We start from the raw sequence: 23,718 nt of genomic DNA on the forward strand, positions 1-23,718 counted from the left end.
ATCAACCTGGCGCTGCGCGCCATGGAAGCGCCGCTGCGCGAGATCGTCGCCAACGCCGGTGAAGAGCCGAGCGTCGTCGTCAACAACGTCAAGTCCGGCACCGGCAACTACGGCTACAACGCCGCCACCGGCGAATACGGCGACATGGTGCAGCTGGGCATCCTGGATCCGACCAAGGTGACGCGCAGCGCGCTGCAGCACGCCGCGTCGATCGCCGGCCTGGTGATCACCACCGAGGCGATGATCGCCGAGCTGCCGAAGAAGGAAGCGGCCGCCGACCACGGCCACGGCCATGGTGGCGGCATGGGCGGCATGGATTTCTGAGGGCAGGACGCCCGAATGCCGCAAAGGCCAGGAGCCAAGCGCGGCTGATCCACGCCTACCAGCGTTATCGCGCCAGGGATGGCGCAACGAAAAGCCCGGCCTTGTGCCGGGCTTTTTCTTGTTCCCGAATGATGGGTGAGTCATTCCGGGGCCTCCGATGCCGCTGCAAGTCGGACCGTGCGCCGGTCGCCGCTCCCTGAAATCAGGGCGTGGCCGAGGCCGACCACCTCGCCGCCCTCAATTCCCACAAGCAGGGCCTGATGCAGCAACTGTTTCCCGCACCGGCGGCCGCGGGCGCATGAGCGGCCTGATTCTCTACACAACGGAAGACGGCGCCAGCCGCATCCAGCGGCGCGCCGATGGCCGGCCTGTGTCGCTCACGCAGGTCGAGATGGCGGAGCTGTTCTACGTCACCGCCGAAACATCCGCCAGCATCTGAAAAGTGTCTTTGCGGACAAGGAGTTGGGGCCTGAACGAATCTCCAAGGATTCCATGGTAGTTCAACCGGAGGGCGGGCGCGCCATGCGCCGGCACGTCACGCAATGCATCCTTGACCGTCCTCGTCGTGGGCCGCCGCGTCGGTCCCCGCGTGCCGCTTGGGATGGCAAGGTGACGGCTGGCTCGCAATGCTATGCAAGGCTGCCTTGTATATGGAGCCGACCTGCTCTTATATTACTTCCAGCCTTCAATATGAGCCGAGATCGCCGCCTTATGCACGCCAGCCTTGCATGAGTACGCCGCCCGGAGTCACCGGCCGGCTGCCCAATCGTGCCGGACGCTACATGGCGCAGCCGACCGGCTATCGCGCATTTTCCCCGGCGCCACTACCGCCGCAGCCGCCCGTCAGGCTCGAGGGTGAGCTGCAGGCCCTGCTATCGAAGGCCGACCGCGCGCTGGGTCGCCTCGACGGCTCGATCCAGACCTTGCCCAACCCCGATCTGTTCGTCTTCATGTACGTGCGCAAGGAGGCAGTGCTGTCGAGCCAGATCGAAGGCACGCAGAGTTCGCTGCAGGATCTGCTGGCGGCGGAAGCGCGCATCCTTTCGCCCCATCTGCCGCGCGACGTCGACGAGGTGGTCAACTACGTCACCGCGATGAACTACGGGCTCGCGCGCCTGGCCACGCTCCCCGTCTCGGTGCGGCTGATCCGCGAGATCCACGAGCGCCTGCTGCAGGGCGTGCGCGGCGCGCGGTGTACGCCGGGTGAGCTGCGCCGCACGCAGAACTGGATCGGCCCGGGCGGCTGCACCTTGAACGAAGCGACCTTCGTGCCGCCACCACCGCACGAAGTGCCCGAGGCGCTCGGTGCGCTGGAAACCTTCCTGCATGCCGACAGCGACATCCCCGCGCTCATCCAGATCGGGCTGGCGCATGCCCAATTCGAGACCATCCACCCGTTTCTCGACGGCAATGGTCGCGTCGGCCGCCTCTTGATCAGTTTCCTGCTCTGTCAGCGCGAGATCCTCGTCAAGCCGGTGCTGTACCTGTCGCACTACTTCAAGCGCCATCGCGCCGAGTACTACGAGCGGCTCCAGGCAGTACGCGACATCGGCGACTGGGAAGGCTGGCTGGCATTCTTCCTGCGCGGCGTTGCCAGCGTGAGCCTGGAAGCCACCGACACCGCGCGACGTATCCTCGCCCTGCGCGAAGACCACCGCGCCCGCGTCACGCAAGGCCTGGGCCGCGCCGCGGGCAACGGACACAAAGTGCTGGAGCACCTGTACCAGCGGCCGATCGTCGCCGTCGCCGATGTCGAGGCGCTGACCGCGACCTCGTACACCGCGGCGAACAATCTCGTCTCGCGGATGGTGGAGCTCGGGGTGCTGGTCGAGGCGACGGGCTACCGGCGCAACCGGCTGTTCCGCTATCAGGCCTATATCGATCTGTTTGGTGAGGGTGGGGAGCCGGGGCAGGGGCCGGGGCCGGAGCCATGACATCTCACAGCGCTCCCTGATTTCACGGCAGTTCAACCATGACCGACAAAGACCCTAAAGAACTGGGCAAGACCCTGTGGGCCATCGCCGGGCTGGTGATCACCACCGAGGCGATGATCGCCGAGCTGCCGAAGAAGGAAGCGGCCGCCGACCACGGTCACGGCCACTGCGGTGGCGGCATAGGCGGCATGGATTTCTGATCCAGGCGTCTCCCAGGTTTGACCGCGAAGCCCGGCCTTGTGCCGGGTTTCGTGCATTCGGGCAGCACAAGCGCAATCGACTTGTGCCTGCCTCGAATCCGTCTTCGCCACAGTGACTTCTCGCGTGCTGCTCTTCGTTCTTGTCGGTGCGTAGCTGGCTGCGCACGCTCTTGTCGGGGTCGCGGTGTGATTGCCAGCGGCTTGGCGGCCGCAGCGGGCAGCAAGCTACCCGCCTACAGGAGCGCGGGGACGATGACGCTGCGGCCTGTCACGGCAGTGCCGGTTAGAAGTCGTCGATAAAGAGCAGGTCGACCGGTACCAGGCATTGCTGGTTTTGCGGGTAGTGGTAGTCGAACCAGATCATGCTGCATGGGGAGAATGCGGTGGCGGGATCGCTGGCGTTGATGCTGGGCCGCATGATGAAATTGTACGAGCAGTTCTGGGAGACGAATGCCGAGGTGAGTCCTATGGGCAGGCTGATTTGGTTGTCGTGCCGGGCGCCGAAGTTGTGGCCCATCTCGTGCGCGAGAAGGGTGGCGTTGCTGCCGCCGGAACCGGTCATCTGGTTGACGCCGAATCCTTTTGTGCGGCTGCACAGTCCGTTGATCCACGCGTAGCCGATCACTGCGCCGTCGAAGTCCTTGCCGCTCAGAAGGTGCGCCAGGCCATGCAGGGGAATGCGCTTGTCATTGACGAAGTCGCCGAACGCATCCAGCAGGTCCGCGTAACTGGTCGTGGTCAGCGGGCCGTTGTCGGTCAGCGCCAGCAGGTAGTGCAGGCGGATGCGTGTATCGACCTGTGCCGTGTAGAAGCCGTCGACGACATTGAGCGCGGCCAGGGCGACGCTGGCGGGCGCGTCGTAGAGGTCCTGGAACTCGGTGTCCATCACCAGCGTCAGCCGCAGCTCCTGGTCCGTGCCACCGCGCACCGGCGACGGCATCCACGCGCCCGCTGCAGCTGCATGTGCGGTGTGGTCGGCGGGCGTGTCGCCGTGGAAGTCCAGCGGCTGCGCGAGATCGGCCAGCGTATAGACCAGGGTGGCGCCGGCATCGACACCGATGCGCGTGGCCAGTTCGCGATGGTGGCTGGCCGGGTCTAGAAACCAGAGTTTTTCGCCGTCGAGGACGGCGCCCAGCCAGGCGTCGCCGATGCGCGTCAGACGCAGCCAGCTTCCGCTTCGTCCCGCCACGTCACCGGCGAAGACCTGTGTCGTGCCGTCGCGCACCTGCGGCACATGGGCGCGCGCGTCCTGCATCAGGGCGGTGTGCTCCACTAGCACGAGGTCCAGCAGCTGGCCATCGGGCGTGGCCAATCGCAACACCATTGCCGCTTCGCCATCGCTGGCTTGTGTACTGTCGACCCGATGCAGGCCGGCATCACTGGCGCGCAGCAACTTTCCGGCGATGGCCGGTGCCGGTGCAACCAGCACGAACGATACGGTGACGGCCGCAAGCAGCCTCAGCCCATGTCGGAAAATATGCATTGCCAACTCCCTTGTCTCCCCGGTGCCAAGAAAGACGATCCAGACTGGAGATGCAAGTTGACCGGCAATACGTCATGGACGTTCTGCCTCGAGCGATTACGGGCGGCCGCAGCAGAACGGCATGCGCCGACATCGCCGCCAAGGTAGGCTTGGCCGGCGATGCCGCAGCACGATCAGGGAGAGTCCGGATGACGGAACACAGGTCATGGCCGTTGCGTACCGCCTTGCGCTGTGCGGCGTTTGCGGAAAAGTGGTTTCCCGATGCCTGGGTGTTCGCGGCGCTGGCGTTGGTGCTGGTGGCGTGCATCGCGCTGGCCTTTGGCGCGCCGCCGCAGACGGTGGCGCAAGGTTTCGGCAAGGGCTTCTGGAGCCTGATCCCGTTCACCATGCAAATGGCCTTCGTGGTTATCGGGGGCTACGTGGTGGCGACGGCGCCGGTGGTGTCGCGCTTGATCGTGCGCCTGGCGAAGCTGCCGCGAAGTGGTCGCGGCGCCATCGTTTTCGTGGCGACGCTGTCGATGCTCACCTCGCTGCTGAGCTGGGGTTTTTCCCTGGTGTTCGGCGGTCTGCTGGCGCGGGCGCTGGCGCAGCGCGAAGAGCTGCGCATGGACTACCGCGCTGCCGGTGCCGCCGCCTACCTGGGCCTGGGCGCGGTGTGGGCGATGGGTCTGTCATCATCGGCGGCACAGTTGCAGGCCAATCCGGCGTCGATGCCGCCGGGCCTGCTGGCGATCACCGGCGTCATTCCCTTCACCCAGACCATCTTCCTGTGGCAGTCCATCGCCTTGACCACCGGGTTGATCCTGGTGTCGATCTGGGTGGCCTGGCTGACCGCGCCACAGGGCACGTCGGCACGCACGGCGAAGGCGTTCGGTGTCGAAGCCGGATTGATGCAGTCGTCGCTTCCGCCGCGCACGCGCCCGGGCGAGTGGCTGGAGTACAGCCCGTTGTTGACGCTGCTGATCTCGCTGCTTGCCTTCGGCTGGCTGGCCGGCGAGTTCGTGAGCAAGCCGGCCGCCATCGCCATCGCCGATCTCAATACCTACAACCTGCTGTTCCTGTCGCTGGGCTTGCTGTTGCATTGGCGTCCGCGCAGCTTCATCGATGCGGTGACGCGGGCGGTGCCGGCCACCAGTGGCGTGCTCATCCAGTTCCCGTTGTACGGCGGCATCGCCTTCCTGCTGACTCAGGCGCCGGGTGCCGATGGCGAAACGCTTTCACACCGGTTGTCGGAACTGTTCGTCGCCGTCACCACGCATGACACCTTCGCCCTGGTGATGGGCAGCTATTCGGCGGTGCTCGGCTTTTTCGTACCATCCGGTGGCGGCAAGTGGATCATCGAGGCGCCGTACGTGATGCAGGCGGCGAACGATCTGCACTACCACCTGGGCTGGTCGGTGCAGATCTACAACGCCGCCGAGGCACTGCCGAACCTGATCAATCCGTTCTGGATGCTGCCGCTGCTTGGCGTCATGGGCCTGAAGGCGCGCGACATCGTCGGCTTCACGTTCGTGCAGCTGCTGGTCCACGCGCCGCTGGTGCTGCTGGCGCTGTGGGTGCTGGGCGGAACGCTCGACTACCTGCCGCCGCAGATGCCGTGACCCGGTCATCGCGGCTTACTCGAAACCATCGGCGAAGATGAGGTCATCCAGCGACTCGATCTCCAGGGTGACACCGTCGAAACGGCCAAGAACGCCACCGTTCGGAAAATCGACCGAATCGGTGACGACCGCGTACACGCCCAGCGAAGTGTTGGTGGTCCATTGTTCGGCGGTGACATCGAAGGTGACTGCCTGCGCCGGCCGATGCCAGGCATTGCCGCTTGTCAGGTCATGGTCACCACTGGCGATCACCGTGCCGGTGCAGTCCTCGCTGCCGTTCAGCCGAAGTTCCCAGCGCAGTGTCACCTGGTCGGTGAATAGCCCGTGTGACTTGCCCCAGGCATTGAGCGTGTAGCGCGCCGGGAACGGAAGGTGCACGCACTGTCGGGCGGCGGTGACTCGCGGACTTGCGATATTGCTCACGCTCACCAGCATCGAGCCGGAGCCGGTGCCGCCGCTGGCGTTCTGCGAACCGTCGCGGCTGATCGCTCCAGGAATCAAGGCTTCCCAGGCGTTGAGGTTGCTGTCGAAGTCGCCGTTGTGTAGCAGCGGCATCAGTGCCTGGCGTTCCAGGGCGCCGATGTCGCGCGCGGCGCCGACAATCACCGGCAGCCGCTGGTCGCGTGGCAGGCCGAAGACATCGATGTCGTTGCCGGTGACCGGCACCGTGGCGTCGACCGCCGGCGAGGCGGCGCGCAGCCGGTAGTCGCCGTTCGCCAGATCGACGAAGCGCGGCGACGCCACCAGCACGTCCGGCGTGTTGCCGCCGTCCAGCGAGTCGCGCTCGCTGGCGATGATGCGGTCGAAAGTGCCGAACGGACGCTCGCAGCCATTGCATTGCAGGATCGGCTTGCCGGGCTGCCAGAAGATCGATCGGCTTAGTTGGAAACCGCGTTCGCCGATGGCCAGCATGTGGCTGCCGCCTATCTCGTTGCCGGCCAGGGTCGAGTCGATGATGCGAAGCCGCAGGTGGTCGTCGTCACCACTGCCGACGTCGATCAGTGCGCCGGTCAGGGTGTTGTCGGCGATCAGCGTGTTCTGAAGGTTTACCTTGCTTTCATCGCCGGCATGGACAAGGCTGCCGCCCTGGTTGCCTTCAATGAGAACGCCGCCCACACCTGCATGGCCCGAACCGATGACTAGTCTGCCGCTCTCTTCCACGCGGATGATCGCCCCATTGGTCAGCTGATTGTCGAATGTGGCGGCCCGGTTGTCGCTGATGCTGCCGCAGGGCTGGCCCACCGGGCAGGCATTCGTATCGGGCAGCGCGTAGGCGTTGATATCCACATTGCTGCCCCACGGAGAGCCGAGAAAACTATCATGTGCTGCGACATAGATGGCGGCGCCATCGGGGGCCTGGTTCTCGTTGATCTGGCTGTTCCAGAGCCAGGCGGAGCCCAACGAAAGCCCAGAGGTCGCCGAATTCCAGGAACGGGTATAGAGACCGCCGCCGGCCTGGGTGGCGGTGTTGCCGCGTATGCGCATCGGGGACTCGGCCGAGGTCATCTGGGTCAGCAGCATTGCATTGCCGACCTCGTCGGTGTCCTGGCTCACAACGGCCACGCCGCCACCGAAGACGCCGGTATTGGCGAAGATCGTGCCCAGGCTGGTCACGCCCGGGCCGAGGTAGGCGTAGGCATTGAGGTTGCCGCTGCGGATCATAAGTCCGCCGCCATAGCCACCGGTCCCGCCCAGGCCTTCGGCGGTGTTCCACATGATCACGCTGCCCGGTTCGCGCATGGCGAACTCCAGCTGGTCGATGTACACGCCACCGCCGCTGTAACGGGCGGTGTTGTCGCTGACGATGACATTGTTTCCGAACAGCACTTCGGCGGCGATGCCGGTACCACGGGCGAACAGTCCGCCGCCATAGCCGGCGCTGTTTTGCGTCAAGGTGGTGTCGGCAATGTCCAGGCGGCCATTGCCCTGGAAGAAGATGCCGCCGCCTTCGCCGTTACCGGCAATGTCGCCACCACGGATGAACAGGTTGCGCAGGCGGATCCAGGCACCGCTGGCGCCGAGGATGCGCAACACCGAACGCGCATTGCCGCCGGCACCGTTGAGGGTGGTGGTGCCGCTGGGCGTTCCCGGCGCGCAGGTGTCGTAGCCGCCGATCAGGTCGAGCTCCTGCGCGGTGTCGATCACCAGTTCCTGCGCCGTCCAGGTCAGGTTGCGGGCGATGTGGATGCGGTCGGGGCCGGGATTGGTGTGGGCGGCGTTGATCGCCGCCTGGATGGTGCTGTGTGTGCAGCCGGCGCCGTCGCCCACGCGGTAATCGGCAGCGTCGGCGCTGCCGGCCAGCAGCGGGAGCAGTGTGCCGGCCAGGCCGATCAGGGACGGCAGGCGCGAACGGTTGGAGGAGATGCACATGACGCGAACCTCGAGCGGATGACAGGGGCTGTCATCTGCGGTAAACGGCGTCACCACCGTGATTGCGATATCGCCGGCCCGTGCCATTGCGGCGCAGGCCGGCGAAGTGCGTTCGGGTGCTGGAAAAATCCACTCAGTCCGGCCCGGTGTCCTGCTCGAAGTCATCGGCGAAGATGAGATCCAGCGATTCAACCTCCAGAGTGATGCCGTCGAACCAGCCACTCACGGCGGGCGGAAAGGTGACGCCGTTGTCGATCACCACCAGCTGGATGTTCAGCGAGCTGGTATGGGTCCATGCCGACTCCGGCACTTCGATGCGGGCTGGTGTGGCGGCCGGGGCGAACACGACGCCGTTCGGCAGGAAGTGCTCGCCGCTGGCGTCGGCCTGGCCGGCATTGCAGCTTTCGCTGCCGCTGTGTCGCAGTTCCCAGCGCAGCAGCACCGAGTCACGGGTGGCGATGTTGGCACTGCTGCGGCCCCAGCCATTGAGCAGGTAGCGGCCGGGTCCCGGCAGGTGGATGCACTGCGAGCGGGCAGTGACCCGTGGCGCCGGGATGTTGCTCTGGCTGACATGGATCGAGCCCGAGCCGGGCGTGCCGATACCGTTCTGATCGGAGGTCCATGACGAGGCGCCGGGCGTCACTTCGGTCCAGTGGTTGAGGCGGCCGATGCTGTTGGAGTCGAAATTGCCATTGTGTACCAGTGGCGCAAGGGCCGGGCGTTCGAACGCGCCCAGGTCGCCGGCGCCGTTGCGGTTGGCCTTGATCGGCAGGTCGATGCCGCGGTCAGTGCCGACAAGGTCGGGGCCGCCGCCGCTGCCGGCGAAATCGACAGCCGGTGAGGCGGCACGCAGCCGATAATCGGAATTGGCCGGATCAATGAAACGCGGATTGGTCGCCACCACCCAGGGCGAGTTGCCGCCGTCCAGGGACTGGCGTTCGTTGGCGACGATGTTCTGCGCGAACAGCGGATCGCCCGAATGCGAAACCAGAGTCTTGCCGGGCTGCCACAATACCGATCGCTGCACGCGGGTGCGACCGTTGCTGCTGATGGCGTGCGCGGCGCCGATGGCATTGCCGACCAGGGTGCTGTTCTCGAACAGCAGGTCGACATCGTCTTCGGTACGAATCACCTGTTGGCTGACCTCGTTGTCGGCCCACAGGGTGTTGACCGCCTCGACGGTGGTGTCGCCGCCAACGGCGCGCACAATGCGTCCGCCCCGGTTGCCCGACAACTCGGTGCGATCCATTATCAGGGTATTGTCGCGATCGACGAACAGGACCGAACCGCCGGTGGGGTCCCCTGCCAGATCGAGGTCGAAATTGCCGGCAATCCGGCTGCATGGCCGGTCCTGCGGGCAGGGCAGGGCTGCCGGCATGTTGTTGCCACTATTGAACATCAAGGCGGAGAAGCCGACCGGAAACAGCCCTGGCGTGCGCGCCAGATAGGCTGCCGCCCCTTCCGGCGCCGAGTTGTCGAGCAGGCTGGCGTTGTGCAGGCGCGCAACCGCCGCGTGCCCGATGATGAAACCGCCACGGTCTTCGGCCCACAGGTACAGGCCGCCACCGGCCACCGAGGCGAAGTTGTCGCGGATCGCGGTTTGCCGCTGTGCATCGGTGCTGTAGACGATCAGCCGGGCGCCGGCGTTTTCACTGACCGACATCACCGAGATGCCGCCACCGTAACGCGCCTCGTTGGCATAGACGGGACCGGCGCCGCCGACGCCCGGGCTGCCGATGTAGGTGTGGCCGTCACGCGCGCCGCCGACGATCTGGATGCCGCCGCCGTAACCGCCTTGCCACTGCCCGGTGCCGGCGTTGTAGAGGCCGGTGGCCTGGTTGAACGCGATCCAGCTGTCCGGCGCATTCATCGTCATCTCCACGCCGTCGTTGTAAACGCCACCACCACTCAGGCGCGCGGTGTTGAAATGGATCAGCACATTGTTGCTCAGGATCAGCTCGGCATTGGGACCGGTGCCTTCGGCGTAGATGCCGCCGCCGTAGCCGGCGCTGTTGTTGGTGATGGTGGACTCGATGACTTCCAGGATGCCGTCGCCACGGAAGTAAATCCCGCCGCCGTAGCCGGCGCCATCTTCGTCGCCGCCCTGGATGGTCAGGTGGCGCAGCTTGACGATGCCGCCGGTTCCGGTCGTGATGCGCAGCACCGGTGCCTGGGCGCCACCGGCGCCGTCGATGATGGTCGGGGTACCGTCAGCCGGCGATTGGTTGCAGGTGGCGAAGCCGCCGACGAGGTTGAGGTGCTGGTTGGTGTTGATGACCAGCGCCTGTTGCGTCCATGACTGCGTGCGGCTGACACGTACAGTGTCGAAACCGGGATTGAGTTCGGCGGAGTCGATCGCACTCTGGATCGTCGGATGCGTGCAGCCGGCGCCGCTGCCGACGGTGTAGATGGCGGCGCGGGCGAACGAGGAACACAGCAGCAGTGACAGGGTGATGGGGAGTAGAGGAAACAGCTTTCGGTAATGCAGCACGTTGATTCTCCGTCTGGATGTCGTTACACAGACGGGAAACGCTGCGCAGGCAGAAACTGCGACATCGCGGACGAGGTTCGTGCAATCGCCGGCCATCCCGACGACTGGATGGCGGCGTGCAGGGGGCTTGAGGTCAGCCCGCAGCGGGCATGATCGCTTCAAGTGCGGCCGCACGCCGACGCAGCCGCGACGGCGGTTGCGGCAACGCCTGCAGTGCGGCCTGCGCCTGCGCGAAGGCGAGGCGCGTGGCATCGCTGTCGCCGCCTGCGTGCAGCGCGCTGGCATGCAGTAGCCACCAGTCGGCACGCTGCAACAGGTCGGCGGCGGCATGCTCGATGGCCGGCCGCGCCGCGTCCAGATGGCGCAGCGCGCTGCCACTGTCGCCCGCGTGCAGCGCCAGTTCCGCGCGCAACATGTCGGCACGACCGTTCCACCAGCTGTCGACGCGGCTGGCCGATGCCAGTGCCTGGTCGATGCAGTCGGGCATGCCCGCGGCGGCGGCGTGCCGGGCGCTGTCCAGGGCCAGGCGCGCGAATTTTTCGCAGGCTTCGGCCAGGCCATCGGCATCGTTGCCGATGCGCCGGTAGTCATCGATGGCCGCCTGCATCTGCGCCAGGCCGGTGTCGACATCGCCGGCCAGTCCGATCGCCATGGCGATGCCGCTGCGGGCGCGGATCGCCAGCGGGTAGTCGCGTCCGAAGTGGCCGCTGTAGCCGGCATCGGCCCGTTGCAGCCACGACTTTGCAGCGTCGGCCCGTTCCAGCGCCAGCGACAGGAAACCGGCGTTGCTGAACTCGTTGAAGGTCAGGGGGCTGTCGTCGCCCTGCGCGAGCGTGTTCACGCGCAGTGATTCCAGCGCCACGGACAGCGCCGCTTCGTAATCGTGGCGGTCGCGATGCACCATCAGCAGGGCATTGAGGTGCTGCCCGCGGCGCCAGTCATCGGCCCCAAGCACGGCATCGTCGATCGCCAGCGCGCTGCGCGCTTCGCGTTCGGCGGCATCGAGATCGCCGCTTCGGCGGTAGATGCGCGACAGGTTGGCGTGAACCGCCGCCACCCGCCAATGCTGAAGGCCAAGTTCGTCCTGGCGTGCCGCCAGCTGCTCTTCCAGTACGCGCGCCGCGGCCGGAAAATCGCCGGACACGAAATGCGCCTGCGCAAGATGGCCGAGCGCTTCGGCGAGCAGCGCCGGATCATCCAGCGACCGGGCCAGTTCCGCGGCGCTGCGGGCATCGGCCATACAGCGTTCCAGGTCGCGTTCGCGGATGGCGACGGTGGCCGACTGTCCGAGCACGGCGGCGCGCAATGCCGCGTCGCCGGGCGCGATGCGTGGCAGCATCTGCGTCATGCGTGCACGGGCTCCGGTTGTCTGGTGCGCCTGCACCTCGGCGCGCAGCAGTTCCAGTTCGGCCTGCAAGGACAGCTGGCTGTCGGCGCCGCGGTGCCGGGTGATGCCGGCCAGCGCCTCGCCGAGCACCTCCAGTGATTCGTCCAGCACGCCCTGTTCGCGCAGCACCACGCCCAGGTGCATCAGCAGTTCGCCGCGCACCGATGGATCAAGGCGCGTGTCGTTGCGTGCCTGCACGATCGCATCGTGCACGACATCGGTGATGCGCGGCGCGCCTTCGCGCGGCGAGCCCGGTGCCGCCTGCTGGAAGGCGCCGACCATGAAATCGCGCAGGGCGTTGGCACGGCGCGACTCATGGCGCGCTTCGGCCGCCTGCCAGAGGGCGATGGCGGTGGCGGAAAGGATGGCGGTGAGCAGTGCCAGAGTGGCCACGACGCCACCGCGGTGGCGTTGCACGAACTTGCGCGTGCGGTACCAGCGTGACGGCGGATGGGCGCGGATCGGCTGCATCGCCAGATGCCGTTCGATGTCGTCGGCCAGCTGGTCGGCGCCGGCATAGCGGCGTGCCGGCTCTTCCGCCAGCGCCTTGAGCAGGATGGTGTCGAGATCGCCGCGCAGGGCGGCGCGCAGTTGTGGTCGCGCCACCGGCAGCCGCCACAGGTCGGTGACCAGCTCGTCGACGCGGGCGGAGGCGCGCAACGGTCGCCGCGGATCGGGGCGCTCGCCGAGCAGCAGCTCGTGCAGGATCACACCGAGCGCATAGACATCGGTGGCGGTGGTGATGGTGCCGCCCTCGAACTGTTCCGGCGCCGCATAACCCGGAGTGAGTTGCGCGTAGCCGGTGCGGGTGGCGTCGGCCGGCAGCGCCTGTCCGGCGGCCAGCAGCTTGGCGATGCCGAAATCCAGCAGCTTCACCGTGCCGTCGTTGCTGACCAGGATGTTGGCCGGCTTGAGGTCGCGGTGCACGATCAGGTTGCGCTGCGCGTGTGCCACCGCGCGGCAGACCACCACCATCATCTGCAGGCGCTCGCGCAGACCCAGTTGCGCCGCGCAGGCGTGGTCGGTGATCGGGCTGCCATCGACATAGGTGATGACCAGGTAGGCGGTGCCTTCGGCGGTGACGCCGCCGTCGATCAGGTGCGCGATGTTGGGATGGTCCAGCGCGGCCAGCACCTCGCGTTCGCGGCGGAACTGCCGCTGCGCTTCCGGCGAATGCAGGCCGCGGTGCAACAGCTTGATCGCCGCCTGCTGCAAGGTGCCCTCGACGTTGCGCGTGGCCCGGAACACCGTCGCCGAGCCGCCGTCGCCCAGGTGTTCGTGCAGTGTCCAGCCGCCGATGCACTGACCGCTGCCCCAGCCCGGTACGGGCGCATCGCCCAGGGCGTCGGCAAGATCGGGTGCCGACAAGGTGGCCAGCGGATCGCGGCGGTCGTGGTCGGCGGCAAGCAGCTGCTCGATCTGCCGGCGCATGCGCAGGTCCGGGCAGCAGCTGGCCAGGAAGCCGGCGCGCTGGTGGTCGGGCAGGTCCAGGGCGCGTTCGAACAGGTCGCGGAGCGAGTCGGCGGAAGTCATGGCGAAGGGAAACGCCATCGGCGTCGCGATTGCGACACCGCAGCTCAGTCCAGGTTGGTCTTCAGGAAGGCGCGGGCAAAGCGCCAGTCGCGGTCGACGGTGCGCCGCACGACGCCCAGCACCTCGGCCGTCTGTTCAAGGGTCAGGCCGGCGAAGTACAGCAGTTCGACCACGCGCGCGGCGCGGGCGTCCTGCGCTTCCAGCCGAGCCAGTGCTTCGTCCAGGGCGATCGCCTTCTCGGCACTGTCGATCGCGAGCTGCTGGTCGATACCGCTGAGCGTGACGCGCTGCCAGTCACCGCCGGCGCGCAGGCGCAGGCGGTCGCGGGCACGATCCACCAGCAGGTGGCGCATGGCGCGCGAGGCATAGGTGAAGAACTGCGCCGGATGCGCGAACTGTTTTTCGCCGGAACCGAGCATGCGCAGGTACAGCTCGTGCACCAGCGCCGTCGTCTGCAGCGTGCCGTCGGCCTGTCCGGCCAGGCGCTTGCCGGCCATCGCCTTCAGGCGGTCATACACGCTGGCGAACAGCGCATTGGCCGTGTCGGGCGCCAGCGCCGCCGCCTCGCCCTCGTTCCTGTCCTTGTCTTCCGCCATCGCCATGGAAAGCGTGGTCTCCCGGCCCCTGCCCGTTGTGAACGTCGACCTAGAATACGCGGAATGGCTGCCGTCCGCGCCAGCGGCGAGCCGGTCGCGCGGCCGGCGCAGCATCTTCCCCGGCTGCGTCGTCCCCGCGCGGCGCGGCCGGCAAGCGCAGCCGGCCGGTGCAAGGCCGATGCGGTTACCATGCCGGTGTTTACAGGCGGCCCGACCGATGGACAGCGGAAACAAGCCCTACGACAAACCCGCCGGCGGCATCGACGCGCTGGCCAGCTCGGTGCGCGCGCTGCGCAAGCAGGGCATCCTCGGCAAGGGCGCGAAGACGATGCTGCGTGCCAACCAGCCGCACGGCTTCGACTGTCCGGGCTGTGCCTGGCCGGACCGCAATCCGCACTCGACCTTCCAGTTCTGCGAAAACGGGGTCAAGGCGGTGGCGGCCGAGGCGACGGCGCGACGGGCCACGGCGGCATTCTTCGCCGCGCACACCGTCAGCGAACTGGCAACGTGGTCGGACATGGAACTGGAAGACCAGGGTCGCCTGACCGAGCCGATGCGCTACGACGCCGGCAGCGACCGCTACCTGCCGCTGTCCTGGGACGATGCCTTCGCGCTGATCGCCCGCGAGTTGCAGGCGCTGGACGATCCGGACCGCGCGATCTTCTATACCTCGGGACGGACATCGAACGAGGCGGCCTTCCTCTACCAGCTGTTCGTGCGGCAATTCGGCACCAACAACTTCCCCGACTGTTCCAACATGTGCCACGAGCCGACCAGCCAGGCGATGCCCGAGCAGATCGGCGTCGGCAAGGGCACGGTGACGCTGGCCGATTTCGAGCAGGCGCAGGCGATCTTCATCTTCGGCCAGAACCCCGGCACCAACCATCCGCGCATGCTCGGCGAGCTGCGCGAGGCGGCGCGTCGCGGTTGCCGCATCGTCGTCTTCAACCCGCTGCGCGAGCGTGGCCTGGAACGCTTCGCCGATCCCAAGCATCCGGTGGAGCTGCTCACCGGCAAGGGCACGGCGCTGGCGAGCCATTACTACACCCTGCGCGTGGGCGGCGACCTGGCGGCGGTAAACGGGCTGATCAAGGCGGTGCTGGAGGCCGGTGCCGAGGATCGCCAGTTCATCCACGAACACTGCCGCGATTTCGAGCAGCTGGCCGATGCCGTGTCGGCGATGTCGTGGCGCGACATCGAGCAGGGCAGTGGCCTGACCGAAGCCGAACTGCGCGAGGCGGCGCAGGTGTACATCGATTCGCCGGCGACGATCGTCTGCTGGGGCATGGGCATCACCCAGCACCGGCGTTCGGTCGCGACCATCCAGAGCCTGGTCAACCTGCTGCTGCTGCGCGGGAACATCGGGCGGCCGGGCGCCGGTGCCTGTCCGGTGCGCGGTCATTCCAACGTGCAGGGCGACCGCACGATGGGCATCAACGAGAAGCCGGCAGCGGCATTCCTCGATCGCCTCGGCAGCGAGTTCGGCTTCGAGCCGCCGCACCGGCATGGCCACGACACCATCGCCGCGATCGAGGCGATGGCCGCCGATCCGGGCACCGTTTTCATTGCGATGGGCGGCAATTTCGCCGCCGCCACGCCGGACAGCGCGCGCACGCAGGCGGCACTGCGCAACTGCGCGCTGACGGTGCAGATTTCGACCAAGCTGAATCGGTCGCATGTCGTCCACGGGCGCGAAGCGCTGATCCTGCCCTGCCTGGGCCGTACCGAAATAGACATGCAGGCCGGCGGCATGCAGGCGGTGACGGTCGAGGATTCGATGAGCATGGTGCACCGGTCGGCGGGCATGAATCCGCCGGCGTCGCCGTACCTGCTGTCCGAACCGGTGATCGTCGCGCGCATGGCCGCGGCGACGCTGCCGGACAGCCGGGTGCCGTGGCTGTGGCTGGTCGAGGACTACGACCGCATCCGCGAGCACATCGGCCACGTCGTCGCCGGCTTCGAGGACTTCAATGCCCGCGTCTGCGCGCCGGGTGGCTTCCACCTGCGCAACGCCGCCCGCGAGCGCGACTGGAGCGGCATCGGTGGTCGTGCGCGCTTCATCGCGCACGCGCTCGATCCGGCCGATGCGTCCATGCCGGCACCGGACCTGCTCACGCTGACGACGATCCGCAGCCACGACCAGTACAACACCACCGTCTACGGCCTGCGCGACCGCTATCGCGGCATCGACGGCGAGCGCCGCGTGCTGTTCATCGCCGCGGCCGACCTGGCGCGTCTGGATCTCGTCGCCGGGCAGCAGGTCGATATCGTTTCGGTCTGGGATGACGGCGAGCGCGTGGCGCCGTCGTTCAAGCTGGTCGAGTACGACATCCCGGCCGGGTGCGTGGCCGCGTATTACCCCGAGACGAACGTGCTGGTGCCTTTGGGCCACCACGCCGATCGCGCAAGGACGCCGGCGAGCAAGTCCATTCCGGTGCGCCTGCGTGCCGCGACGGACGCAGTCGCCGCGCCGTGAGCCGCAGGTTGCCCGAGCCGGTCCGCACCGTTGCGGCGACGCGAATCGACGGCGGGCAGTCGAGCCGGCGTGACGATCGCGTCGCCGGCGAGGAAGCGGTGGCACTGGTGTACAACGGCGTGACGCACGCGGTGATGCTGGCGACGCCTGCCGACCTGGAGGATTTCGCGCTTGGCTTCTCGCTCAGCGAAGGCATCATCGACAGCCCGGCTGATTTCGATCTGGTCGAAGTGCGCGCCGGCGACGACGGCATTTCCGTGCAGGTGGCGATCCCCGGCCGATGCTTCGATCGCCTTGAGCAGCGGCGGCGCGCCCTGCCGGGCAACAGTGGCTGTGGGCTGTGCGGCAGCGAATCGCTCGCCGAGGTCCTGCGCATGCCGACGACCGCGCAGGCCGCGCCGGTGTCGCCGTCACCCATCAGCGCGGCGATGGCGCAGTTGTACGCGGCGCAGCCGATGAATGCGCAATGCCACGGACTGCACGCAGTGGGCCTGGCGAATGCCGATGGTGGACTGGTGTGCGTACGCGAGGATGTCGGCCGCCACAACGCGCTCGACAAGCTGATTGGCGCCATGGCGCGCGAGGGCGTGCAGCCGGGAGGCCGCTTCATAGTCGCCACCTCGCGCGCCTCGTTCGAAATGGTGCGCAAGACGGCCGCCGCCGGAATCGGCCTGTTGGCCACCATCTCCGCGCCGACGTCGCTGGCCGTGCGCATGGCGGGGCAGGCCGGGCTGGCGCTGGTGGCCTTCGCGCGCGGGGAGGCGATGAGCGTGTACGCAGGCCGGCTGCCGGACTGACGGCAGCCGGCCATGCCGGCGCTACTGGAACACCGTGTCGGAGCCCGGCTTGCTCACCACCTCGAAGCCGTCATACAGGATGTGGTCGCCCACGAACACGTTCTGGTCGGCGACGATGCCGTGGATCGCCCAGGCCCGCGGATGCGGAACCGAACCGACCGCGTTGCCCAGGGCGACATCCCACGCCAGGAAGGCGGGCCCCGGAGAATTGAACAAATGACTGCCCGCCACGCCGTCGCTGGCGATGTCCGCCAATGCGCCGGCGGTGAAGGCGCAGCAGTCCGCCGTGCCCGACGTCGACAGGCCGGTCACCTGGCCGGTGCCCGGGTTGATCCACAGCAGTCGGGTCTCGTTGGCGCCCTCCTGCCGACCCTGCGCCAGAAGGCGTCCGCTGCCTTCGTCGAAGTGGAGGTTGGAGAGGGCGTAGCCCGCCACCGGCACGTTGGCCAGGACGCTGCCCGCCGCCAGTGAAAACGTCAGCAGGCGTTGCCCGCTTCCATCATCTCCCAGGACATGCCATTGGCCGCGGCGCGGGTGCAGGCCGTGTGCGCCGGGCACCAGGCCCAGGTCCGCGGGCAGGAGCGCGCCGAGCACCGTGACCGTCCCGGTCGTGCTGGAAATATGGACAAGGCGGCGGTCGCCGTCGCTGTCGCGGGCGATGGCGTAGAGGCGGTTCTGCAGCCGGTTCCAGGCGGCGGCGAGCACCTGCCAGCCGGCACCGACGGTGACACGGCCGACCAGCGCACCGCTGACCGCGCTGATGCGTACCACTTCGTGGTCGCCGGCGGCCTGCTGGACCAGCAGGGTCTCGGCCTGGGCCGGATCGAAGGTCAGCGTGCCGGTGACAGTGCGGCAGCCGTCGACCAGTCCCGAGCCGACGCGGCGTCGCGGTCTCAGAGCATCGGCGCCGACTCATGGCGGACACTGCGCAGCATCCGTGGCGAAATGCCGTAGCGTGCAGCGAACCGGATCGCGAACCGGGAGGCGCTGAGATAGCCGACCGCATGCGCGATGTGGCTGACGGGCATCGACGTCGACATCAACATCTGCAACGCCTGGTTCATGCGCGCGTCTTCCAGGAGCATGCGGTAGGACGTGCCCTCCGCCGCCAGTTTCCGGCGCAACGTCGGCTCGGATACACCCAGGGCGGCAGCGACATCGGCGGCGGTCCAGTCGCGGGCGATGTCACGCGTGATCACCCGTTCGACCTGTCGCCGTGCCGGCACTTCGCTGCGGAACAGGAACGGCAGCCGCCAGCCTTCCAGCGCCAGCTGCAGCAGTACGCCCTGGATCCAGTGCTCGATCATCGCCATCGGCAGCTGCGAGCGGATGGATCGGGTCATGTGGTTCCACAGCAGGGTCGATTCGGTGCTGCGTGTGAACACGAGCTGCTCCGGCGCGTCGCCATCGACGAGGTCCCGCAGCAGCAGGCGATGCTGGCGCTCGAAGCCGGCGATGACCGGCTCGTCCAGACGCACGCTGTCGACCTGCAGGCCACCAATCCCGGGGATACCCCGAATGTCGACGCGCTCGCCGGCGGAGAGCAGCAACAGGTGGCCTTGCGGTGCGACCCAGGTGCGGCCGCGGCAACTGAGCGTCAGCTCGCCGCTTTCGACCAGAAGCAGCCGGTCGGCGCCGGTGTCGTGCGTGATCGGTGACCGCAGCCGATCGGTCCGGAAAGTGTCGAACAGCAGGGTGGGATCGTGCATGTCGTCGGGTCGGTGTCCAGGGTCCCGGGCGCGGTTCCGGGCAGGCGTGATGGTGCGTGAGTCAACGTCCGTGTCAGGTGACCAAATGCAAGGCGCTGAAAACACTCACTTGGGAATGTACGCCACCTGTCCGAGTGTAGACGGCGTCACAGAATGTGACACAAAACGATCGGTTCGGCACCGTCTTTGATCGAAAGAGGGCATTCACAGCCGTACGGCTGAATAGGCTACGCGGCCTGTCGAAGGCTGCGCCATCGGTGCATCCGGAAACGGACGGATGCCGGGCAATGCGCGCGGAAGCGGCAACGGCGGGAGACGGCGCGGTCAGGCACCGCATTGGATTGGCCCAAGGAAGTTCGGAATGGCAACAAAGAAGAAACCGGATCTTGCCGCCGGCCGGCGCCTGCTGGCCTCCGCGGCCTTCAAGGCGCGCTGCGAAGGCGTGCTGGAAGGTTGGCTGGGCAGGCATCCGGACATCGACGTGCTCTCCGTCTCGTCGGTGGACGGCCGCAACGTCGTCTGCATCCAGCGCGGCGAGTCCCAGCCGGGGCGCATCGCGGCCCTGAGCGCGACGCTGATGAGCGTCAGCGAGTCGCTGTCCCTGGAAGTCGGGGGCGAGGGCGTCGACCACGCACTTCTCGCACTCAAGCAGGGTGTGGTCGTCAGCCGCCGCCTGGCCGACCGCACCGGCATCTTCACGCTGTCGCTGTTTGGCAGCACCCAGCTGAACCTGGCGCTGGCGCTGCGCGCGGCGATCGACGTTGCCGATGCGCTGGTCGGCGTGATCGACAGCGAAATCGAAACACCTTCACTGGCGGTGTCCGTCGCCTGAGCCGGGACGGACACCTTTTTTGGCGTTGCAATCAACATCAAGGACACATGGAAATGGCAGGAAAAGTCTCCCTCGAGTCGCTGCGCAGCATCGACGGTTACATCGCTTCGGCCCTGGTCGATTGCGAAAGCGGAATGCTGCTGGCAGGTGACGGCACCGGCATCGACCTGGAACTCGCCGCCGCAGGCAATACCGAGGTGGTGAAGGCCAAGCGCAAGGTCGCGAACGCACTGAAGTTGAACGACACCATCGAGGACATCCTGATCACGCTGACCCGCCAGTACCACCTGATCCGTCCGCTGGAATCCAACCAGGGACTGATGCTGTACCTGGTCATCGACCGCAGTCGCTCGAACCTGGCCATGGCCCGCCACGAGCTGAAGACGTTCGAAAAGGACATCGATTTCACCTGACGGAAATCGATTGCAACAGTCCCGCGGCGTGCCGTTGTGGCGCGCTGCAGGACGCCGCAACACCGCCGCCTTTCCGGAATTCGCCATGCTCATCGCTCTTGCACGGATCGATCCCACCACCGACATCGAAGGCACGAGGAAACGACAGCCCATGTACCTGAAAGTCTCCCTGGCCGGATTGCCCGAGGAACTGGCGAAGCGCACGCGCATCGCCTTCAACCTGCAGGCGGCGCATGGCTGTTCGGTCGGCTACGTCAACGGCCTCGGCCTGCCGGCCGACATGCTGGTGATCGACGCCGACAGCAAGGATGCGAAAGTGGTGATGGAACGCGCGCTGCAGGCCGGACGCAAGGTGCTGGCCTTCGGCCACGCCGCCGGGATCGAGCACGGCGTCACCGTGCTGAAGCGCGACACCCCGGTCACGGAACTGGGCAACCTGTTCCGTGCCGAAATCGATCGCCTGCGCGAGCGCCGCGACCCGGTCGACGGCGCGCCTCGTCGCCGCGGCGTGCCGGTCATCGTCCGCCTCGCCAGCGGTGGCATCGACGCCCGGGCCAACCTCAAGCTGGTCAGCGGCGACCTCACGCTGATCATCCGTCGCGGAGCCTCGCGCGTGCTGGCGCCCAGCCACAGCGACATCCTCGTCGCGGCGGAGCGCTTGATGACCACCGACTGGAAGGTCGAGGTCCTGACTTCGTTCGACATCATGTCGGTGCGCGGCTGGATGTCGCGCAGCCTCGACAGTTTCCTGGTGCGCGCCGTGCGTGCACGCGGCGTCGTGCTGCCGCGATTCCCGGATACGCCGGTGCGCCTGCATGACTGGCCCGACCTGGCCGAATGCAACGACCCGCTGGCCGTGGAAATGGCCGGACTGATGAGCCGCGGCCTGGTGACCATCGACCGCCTGGTGGAATACACCGGTGCCGGCCAGATCGACGTCTGCAACCTGTTGTGGGCGTTCCGCGCCGCCGGCCTGCTGACGGTGTCGGCGACGACGCCGGTGCGCCGGCCGACACCGCCCACGTCGCAGCGCCAGCACCGCGCCAGCCTGTTGACCCGCATCGCCCGTCGCATCGGCATGGGATTCGCAGTGCCATGACCGACCTCGACGCGGTCAAGATCGTTTTCGCCGGCCCGGTCGGTGCCGGCAAGACCACGGCCATCCGCTCCGTGTCCGACATGCCGCCGGTCTCGACGGAGGTGCCGCTGCTGGAGGACGTCGATGGCGACAAGACGACGACCACGGTCGCGCTCGATTTCAGCACGCTGCTGCTGGACGACGGCACCGTGGTGCAGCTCTACGGGCTGCCGGGCCAGGAACATTTCGGATTCATGCGCGCCATCGTCCTCAGTGGCGCGATCGGCGCCGTCCTCGTGCTGAACGGCGCCGACGAGCAGGTCGCCGAGCATTGCCGCGAATGGCTGGCATCGTTGAACGAGGTGGCTGCCGGCATTCCCATCGTCGTCGGCATCACCCGCACCGACATCGCGCCCGCTTTCGACCTGGGCGAGGTGCGCGCCGTCCTGCGCGCAGCCGACATGGTGACGCCGGTCATGACCTTCGATGCGCGCGAGTCCGCGCAGACCGGCCAGGTACTGCGCTCGCTGCTGGCCGTCGCGCTGGCCGATGCCTGCTGACGACGGTGCCGTCCACGGGCGGCTGCGGTGGTTGCGGGGCCACGGCCTGTCCGTCGGGCGGACGCTCGGCGAGATGCTTTCCGAGTTGCCGCACCACCGTACCGAGCGGCGTGGCTGCGGCTACACCCAGGCGACGCGGTACCTGGCGACGCGGATCGTGGCAGCCAGGGATCCGCTAGATCCTTCCGACCTGCTGTTGCTCGGCGACTGGCCGTTGCGCCGCGTCGAGGTGCTGGCCAGGCAGGCGCGGCAGGCCGGCTGGCCGGCGGGCTGGCGGGCGTTGCATCGCGCGCCGGCGGATGTACTTGAAGCGTTGCCGGACGTGGAATTGGTCGAGGCGGTGGCCGGCCCCGGGCGGGCGCTGGACACCCTGGCGCGGCTGGAGGGGCCTCCCGGCATGCGGGTGTTCGCCGGTCTGCTGCGGCAGGTCATCGGCGGCGGGCATTCCTCCGCGCCGGAACTGCCGGCAATGACCCGGCTGCCGGGCATCGGCAGCTGTTCGCAGGCCGAGGAATTCTTCCTCGAAATCGCGCACGGCAAGATCCGCCGTGGTGGCCGTGTCAACGTCTGTGCCGGCGCGGACGGCCAGCCGCTGCTGGTCGAGAAGATCGACCTGGGCGAGTCGCATTCGGCGATGTCGCTCGCGCCGCTGCAGTTGAACGGCGTCGAGCTGCCGGCGGGCAGCCTGTTCGCGCTGCAGGTGGACGGGTCGCGACCGGCACTGGCGTCATCGCCGCGTGGCGGCGTGTTCGACCTGTCCGCGATAGGGCAGGCGCGATTCCTGCGCCTGTCCACGCTGGCGGTGCCGCCGGCGGAACGTGCCAGCGTGTTCACGCGGCAATTCGAGACGCAGGTGCAGCGCGATTTCCTGTCGCCGGCGACCACCACCATCGACGACCTGGCGCACTACGCGCAGGTCCGGATCGCAGCCGCGGCATGAAGCGCGTTCCCGGCTTCTATTCAGCGCGGTACGCGCCGGCCGAGGTGGCCAGCCTCGCGCGTCTGCAGCTGGCTGCGGAGCAGATGCAGCGCTGTGGACTGGTCGATTTCCGTGCGCCAGCGCCGCTGGATCCGCAGCGCCTGCGTGGGCTGCACAGCGACCGCTACATCGACGCCTTCGTTTCCGGCTTCGAACCGCTGGCATCCAGCCAGGGCCTGCGCTGGAGCCCGCGCCTGCGTGACGCCACGCTGGCCATGCTCGGCGGACAGCTGGAAGCGAGCGGACAGGCCCTGCGCACCGGCCTGGCCCTGAACCTGGCGCGTGGCTTCCACCATGCCGTTCCCGAGCGCGGTGTCGCCTACTGCCCGTTCAATGGACTGGCGCTGGTCGCGCATTGCTTGCCGCAGCGGCGTGTCTTCGTCATCGACTGCGACGAGCATGGCGGCAATGGCACGGAAGAGTTCGCCGCCCTGCTGCCGAACCTCCACGCCGCTTCGGTATTCGGTACGCGCTTCGGTTGCCGGGGCGGCGAGCGTTCGTGGGCCTTCCCGGTCCGCGTCGACCTCTTCGGCTTCGAAGTCTACGAGGCGGCGCTGGCGACGGTGTTCGACCTGGTCGACCGGGTGCAGCCGGACCTGGTGATCTACCAGGCCGGCGCCGACTGCCACATCGACGATCCCAAGGGCCGCGCCGGCCTGACCACGCCAGAGCTGTTCCGGCGCGACCTGATGGTGTTCGAGGCGATGGCGGCGCGGGCGATCCCGCTGGTGTTCGTCGTCGCCGGTGGCTACCAGCAGGCGCGCCGGGTCGCGCGCATCAACACCAATACCGTGCGTGCGGCACGACGGGCCTACCTGCGACGCTTCCCCGCCGCGCTGCTGGACGCACCGGACGCATGCGACGTGGCGCTTGCGCCACCGTCCTGAGCGCGCCCTGGATTGACCGCGCCGCGCCCGGGAGGGCGGCCGGCTGTGTGCGTACGTGCGGCAGCGGA

The 23,718-nt window shown here is 67.7% G+C and carries 20 protein-coding genes; 13 read left to right on the forward strand and 7 right to left on the reverse strand.

Annotated features, from left to right (window positions below):
* The 4 genes from EDC25_RS12110 to EDC25_RS14750 all read left to right on the forward strand — a co-directional run.
* Positions 1-324, forward strand: a 324-nt coding sequence (locus tag EDC25_RS12110; RefSeq protein WP_279432525.1) for a TCP-1/cpn60 chaperonin family protein, incomplete at its 5' end; no start/stop codon positions are given.
* A gap of 298 nt (positions 325-622) precedes the next feature.
* Complete coding sequence (locus tag EDC25_RS14745) at positions 623-763, forward strand: virulence RhuM family protein (protein ID WP_164483851.1); 141 nt, start codon at positions 623-625, stop codon at positions 761-763.
* Between the two features lie 343 nt (positions 764-1,106).
* Positions 1,107-2,258: a Fic family protein gene (locus tag EDC25_RS12120; protein ID WP_377600084.1), complete on the forward strand. Its 1,152-nt coding sequence runs from the start codon at positions 1,107-1,109 to the stop codon at positions 2,256-2,258.
* Positions 2,259-2,296: 38 nt separating this feature from the next.
* On the forward strand, positions 2,297-2,458 hold the full coding sequence (locus EDC25_RS14750; RefSeq protein ID WP_164483842.1) for a hypothetical protein: 162 nt from the start codon (positions 2,297-2,299) through the stop codon (positions 2,456-2,458).
* A gap of 283 nt (positions 2,459-2,741) precedes the next feature.
* Here EDC25_RS14750 and EDC25_RS12125 read toward each other — a convergent pair whose 3' ends face one another.
* Positions 2,742-3,941, reverse strand: a complete 1,200-nt coding sequence (locus tag EDC25_RS12125) for a M12 family metallo-peptidase (RefSeq protein ID WP_123520640.1) — start codon at positions 3,939-3,941, stop codon at positions 2,742-2,744.
* Between the two features lie 188 nt (positions 3,942-4,129).
* Here EDC25_RS12125 and EDC25_RS12130 point away from each other — a divergent pair, with 188 nt between their 5' ends.
* Positions 4,130-5,542, forward strand: coding sequence for a short-chain fatty acid transporter (locus EDC25_RS12130; protein ID WP_123520639.1), 1,413 nt, complete (start codon positions 4,130-4,132; stop codon positions 5,540-5,542).
* Between the two features lie 15 nt (positions 5,543-5,557).
* Here the strand turns inward: EDC25_RS12130 and EDC25_RS12135 are convergent, their stop codons facing one another.
* The 4 genes from EDC25_RS12135 to EDC25_RS12150 form a co-directional block, all read right to left on the reverse strand.
* Positions 5,558-7,912, reverse strand: a complete 2,355-nt coding sequence (locus EDC25_RS12135; RefSeq protein WP_132577546.1) for a hypothetical protein — start codon at positions 7,910-7,912, stop codon at positions 5,558-5,560.
* A gap of 133 nt (positions 7,913-8,045) precedes the next feature.
* Complete coding sequence (locus EDC25_RS12140; protein ID WP_123520637.1) at positions 8,046-10,403, reverse strand: right-handed parallel beta-helix repeat-containing protein; 2,358 nt, start codon at positions 10,401-10,403, stop codon at positions 8,046-8,048.
* 133 nt (positions 10,404-10,536) lie between these two features.
* The gene (locus EDC25_RS12145) at positions 10,537-13,323 is read right to left on the reverse strand and encodes a serine/threonine-protein kinase (RefSeq protein ID WP_164483850.1); all 2,787 of its coding nucleotides are present in this window, start codon (positions 13,321-13,323) and stop codon (positions 10,537-10,539) included.
* A 44-nt stretch (positions 13,324-13,367) separates the two neighbouring features.
* Positions 13,368-13,925, reverse strand: a complete 558-nt coding sequence (locus EDC25_RS12150; RefSeq protein ID WP_164483849.1) for an ECF-type sigma factor — start codon at positions 13,923-13,925, stop codon at positions 13,368-13,370.
* A 211-nt stretch (positions 13,926-14,136) separates the two neighbouring features.
* Here EDC25_RS12150 and EDC25_RS12155 point away from each other — a divergent pair, with 211 nt between their 5' ends.
* Together EDC25_RS12155 and fdhD are read left to right on the forward strand one after the other, a co-directional pair.
* Positions 14,137-16,395: an FdhF/YdeP family oxidoreductase gene (locus EDC25_RS12155; protein WP_123520634.1), complete on the forward strand. Its 2,259-nt coding sequence runs from the start codon at positions 14,137-14,139 to the stop codon at positions 16,393-16,395.
* The gene (gene fdhD, locus EDC25_RS12160; protein ID WP_123520633.1) at positions 16,392-17,192 is read left to right on the forward strand and encodes a formate dehydrogenase accessory sulfurtransferase FdhD; all 801 of its coding nucleotides are present in this window, start codon (positions 16,392-16,394) and stop codon (positions 17,190-17,192) included. The genes EDC25_RS12155 and fdhD overlap by 4 nt, the downstream gene beginning before the upstream one ends.
* 21 nt (positions 17,193-17,213) lie before the next feature.
* Here the strand turns inward: fdhD and EDC25_RS12165 are convergent, their stop codons facing one another.
* A complete protein-coding gene (locus EDC25_RS12165) occupies positions 17,214-17,963 on the reverse strand; it encodes a hypothetical protein (protein WP_123520632.1) in 750 nt (249 codons plus the stop codon).
* 122 nt (positions 17,964-18,085) lie between these two features.
* Positions 18,086-18,901 (reverse strand): AraC family transcriptional regulator, encoded by an 816-nt coding sequence (locus tag EDC25_RS12170; protein ID WP_123520631.1) that lies wholly within the window; start codon positions 18,899-18,901, stop codon positions 18,086-18,088.
* Between the two features lie 361 nt (positions 18,902-19,262).
* On the opposite strand from EDC25_RS12170, the gene EDC25_RS12175 reads away from it, so the two are divergent.
* The 6 genes from EDC25_RS12175 (at position 19,263) to EDC25_RS12200 (ending at position 23,650) form a co-directional block, all read left to right on the forward strand.
* Entirely contained in the window at positions 19,263-19,733 is a 471-nt protein-coding gene (locus EDC25_RS12175; RefSeq protein ID WP_123520630.1) for a roadblock/LC7 domain-containing protein, read from the forward strand.
* Positions 19,734-19,786: 53 nt separating this feature from the next.
* Positions 19,787-20,146 carry a roadblock/LC7 domain-containing protein gene (locus EDC25_RS12180; protein WP_123520654.1) on the forward strand — a complete coding sequence of 120 codons (360 nt, stop codon included), beginning with the start codon at positions 19,787-19,789 and terminating at the stop codon, positions 20,144-20,146.
* An 85-nt stretch (positions 20,147-20,231) separates the two neighbouring features.
* Entirely contained in the window at positions 20,232-21,245 is a 1,014-nt protein-coding gene (locus EDC25_RS12185; protein WP_132577547.1) for a hypothetical protein, read from the forward strand.
* A complete protein-coding gene (locus EDC25_RS12190) occupies positions 21,242-21,784 on the forward strand; it encodes a GTP-binding protein (RefSeq protein WP_123520628.1) in 543 nt (180 codons plus the stop codon). The genes EDC25_RS12185 and EDC25_RS12190 overlap by 4 nt, the downstream gene beginning before the upstream one ends.
* Positions 21,785-21,857: 73 nt before the next feature.
* Entirely contained in the window at positions 21,858-22,724 is an 867-nt protein-coding gene (locus EDC25_RS12195) for a hypothetical protein (protein WP_132577548.1), read from the forward strand.
* On the forward strand, positions 22,721-23,650 hold the full coding sequence (locus EDC25_RS12200; protein WP_123520626.1) for an arginase family protein: 930 nt from the start codon (positions 22,721-22,723) through the stop codon (positions 23,648-23,650). The genes EDC25_RS12195 and EDC25_RS12200 overlap by 4 nt, the downstream gene beginning before the upstream one ends.
* Positions 23,651-23,718 lie beyond the last annotated feature (68 nt).

The organism is Pseudofulvimonas gallinarii, from assembly GCF_004343305.1.
Lineage (GTDB): Bacteria > Pseudomonadota > Gammaproteobacteria > Xanthomonadales > UBA2363 > Pseudofulvimonas > Pseudofulvimonas gallinarii.

Coding starts and splice junctions, on each gene's coding strand:
- EDC25_RS14745 (WP_164483851.1), top strand. CDS start 623: ATGAGCGGCCTGATTCTCTACACAACGGAAGACGGCGCCAGCCGCATC.
- EDC25_RS12145 (WP_164483850.1), bottom strand. CDS start 13,323: ATGACTTCCGCCGACTCGCTCCGCGACCTGTTCGAACGCGCCCTGGAC.
- EDC25_RS12180 (WP_123520654.1), top strand. CDS start 19,787: ATGGCAGGAAAAGTCTCCCTCGAGTCGCTGCGCAGCATCGACGGTTAC.
- EDC25_RS12130 (WP_123520639.1), top strand. CDS start 4,130: ATGACGGAACACAGGTCATGGCCGTTGCGTACCGCCTTGCGCTGTGCG.
- EDC25_RS12200 (WP_123520626.1), top strand. CDS start 22,721: ATGAAGCGCGTTCCCGGCTTCTATTCAGCGCGGTACGCGCCGGCCGAG.
- EDC25_RS12135 (WP_132577546.1), bottom strand. CDS start 7,912: ATGTGCATCTCCTCCAACCGTTCGCGCCTGCCGTCCCTGATCGGCCTG.
- EDC25_RS14750 (WP_164483842.1), top strand. CDS start 2,297: ATGACCGACAAAGACCCTAAAGAACTGGGCAAGACCCTGTGGGCCATC.
- EDC25_RS12120 (WP_377600084.1), top strand. CDS start 1,107: ATGGCGCAGCCGACCGGCTATCGCGCATTTTCCCCGGCGCCACTACCG.
- EDC25_RS12195 (WP_132577548.1), top strand. CDS start 21,858: ATGCTTTCCGAGTTGCCGCACCACCGTACCGAGCGGCGTGGCTGCGGC.
- EDC25_RS12175 (WP_123520630.1), top strand. CDS start 19,263: ATGGCAACAAAGAAGAAACCGGATCTTGCCGCCGGCCGGCGCCTGCTG.
- EDC25_RS12155 (WP_123520634.1), top strand. CDS start 14,137: ATGGACAGCGGAAACAAGCCCTACGACAAACCCGCCGGCGGCATCGAC.
- EDC25_RS12170 (WP_123520631.1), bottom strand. CDS start 18,901: ATGCACGATCCCACCCTGCTGTTCGACACTTTCCGGACCGATCGGCTG.
- EDC25_RS12125 (WP_123520640.1), bottom strand. CDS start 3,941: ATGCATATTTTCCGACATGGGCTGAGGCTGCTTGCGGCCGTCACCGTA.
- EDC25_RS12190 (WP_123520628.1), top strand. CDS start 21,242: ATGACCGACCTCGACGCGGTCAAGATCGTTTTCGCCGGCCCGGTCGGT.
- EDC25_RS12150 (WP_164483849.1), bottom strand. CDS start 13,925: ATGGCGATGGCGGAAGACAAGGACAGGAACGAGGGCGAGGCGGCGGCG.
- EDC25_RS12185 (WP_132577547.1), top strand. CDS start 20,232: ATGCTCATCGCTCTTGCACGGATCGATCCCACCACCGACATCGAAGGC.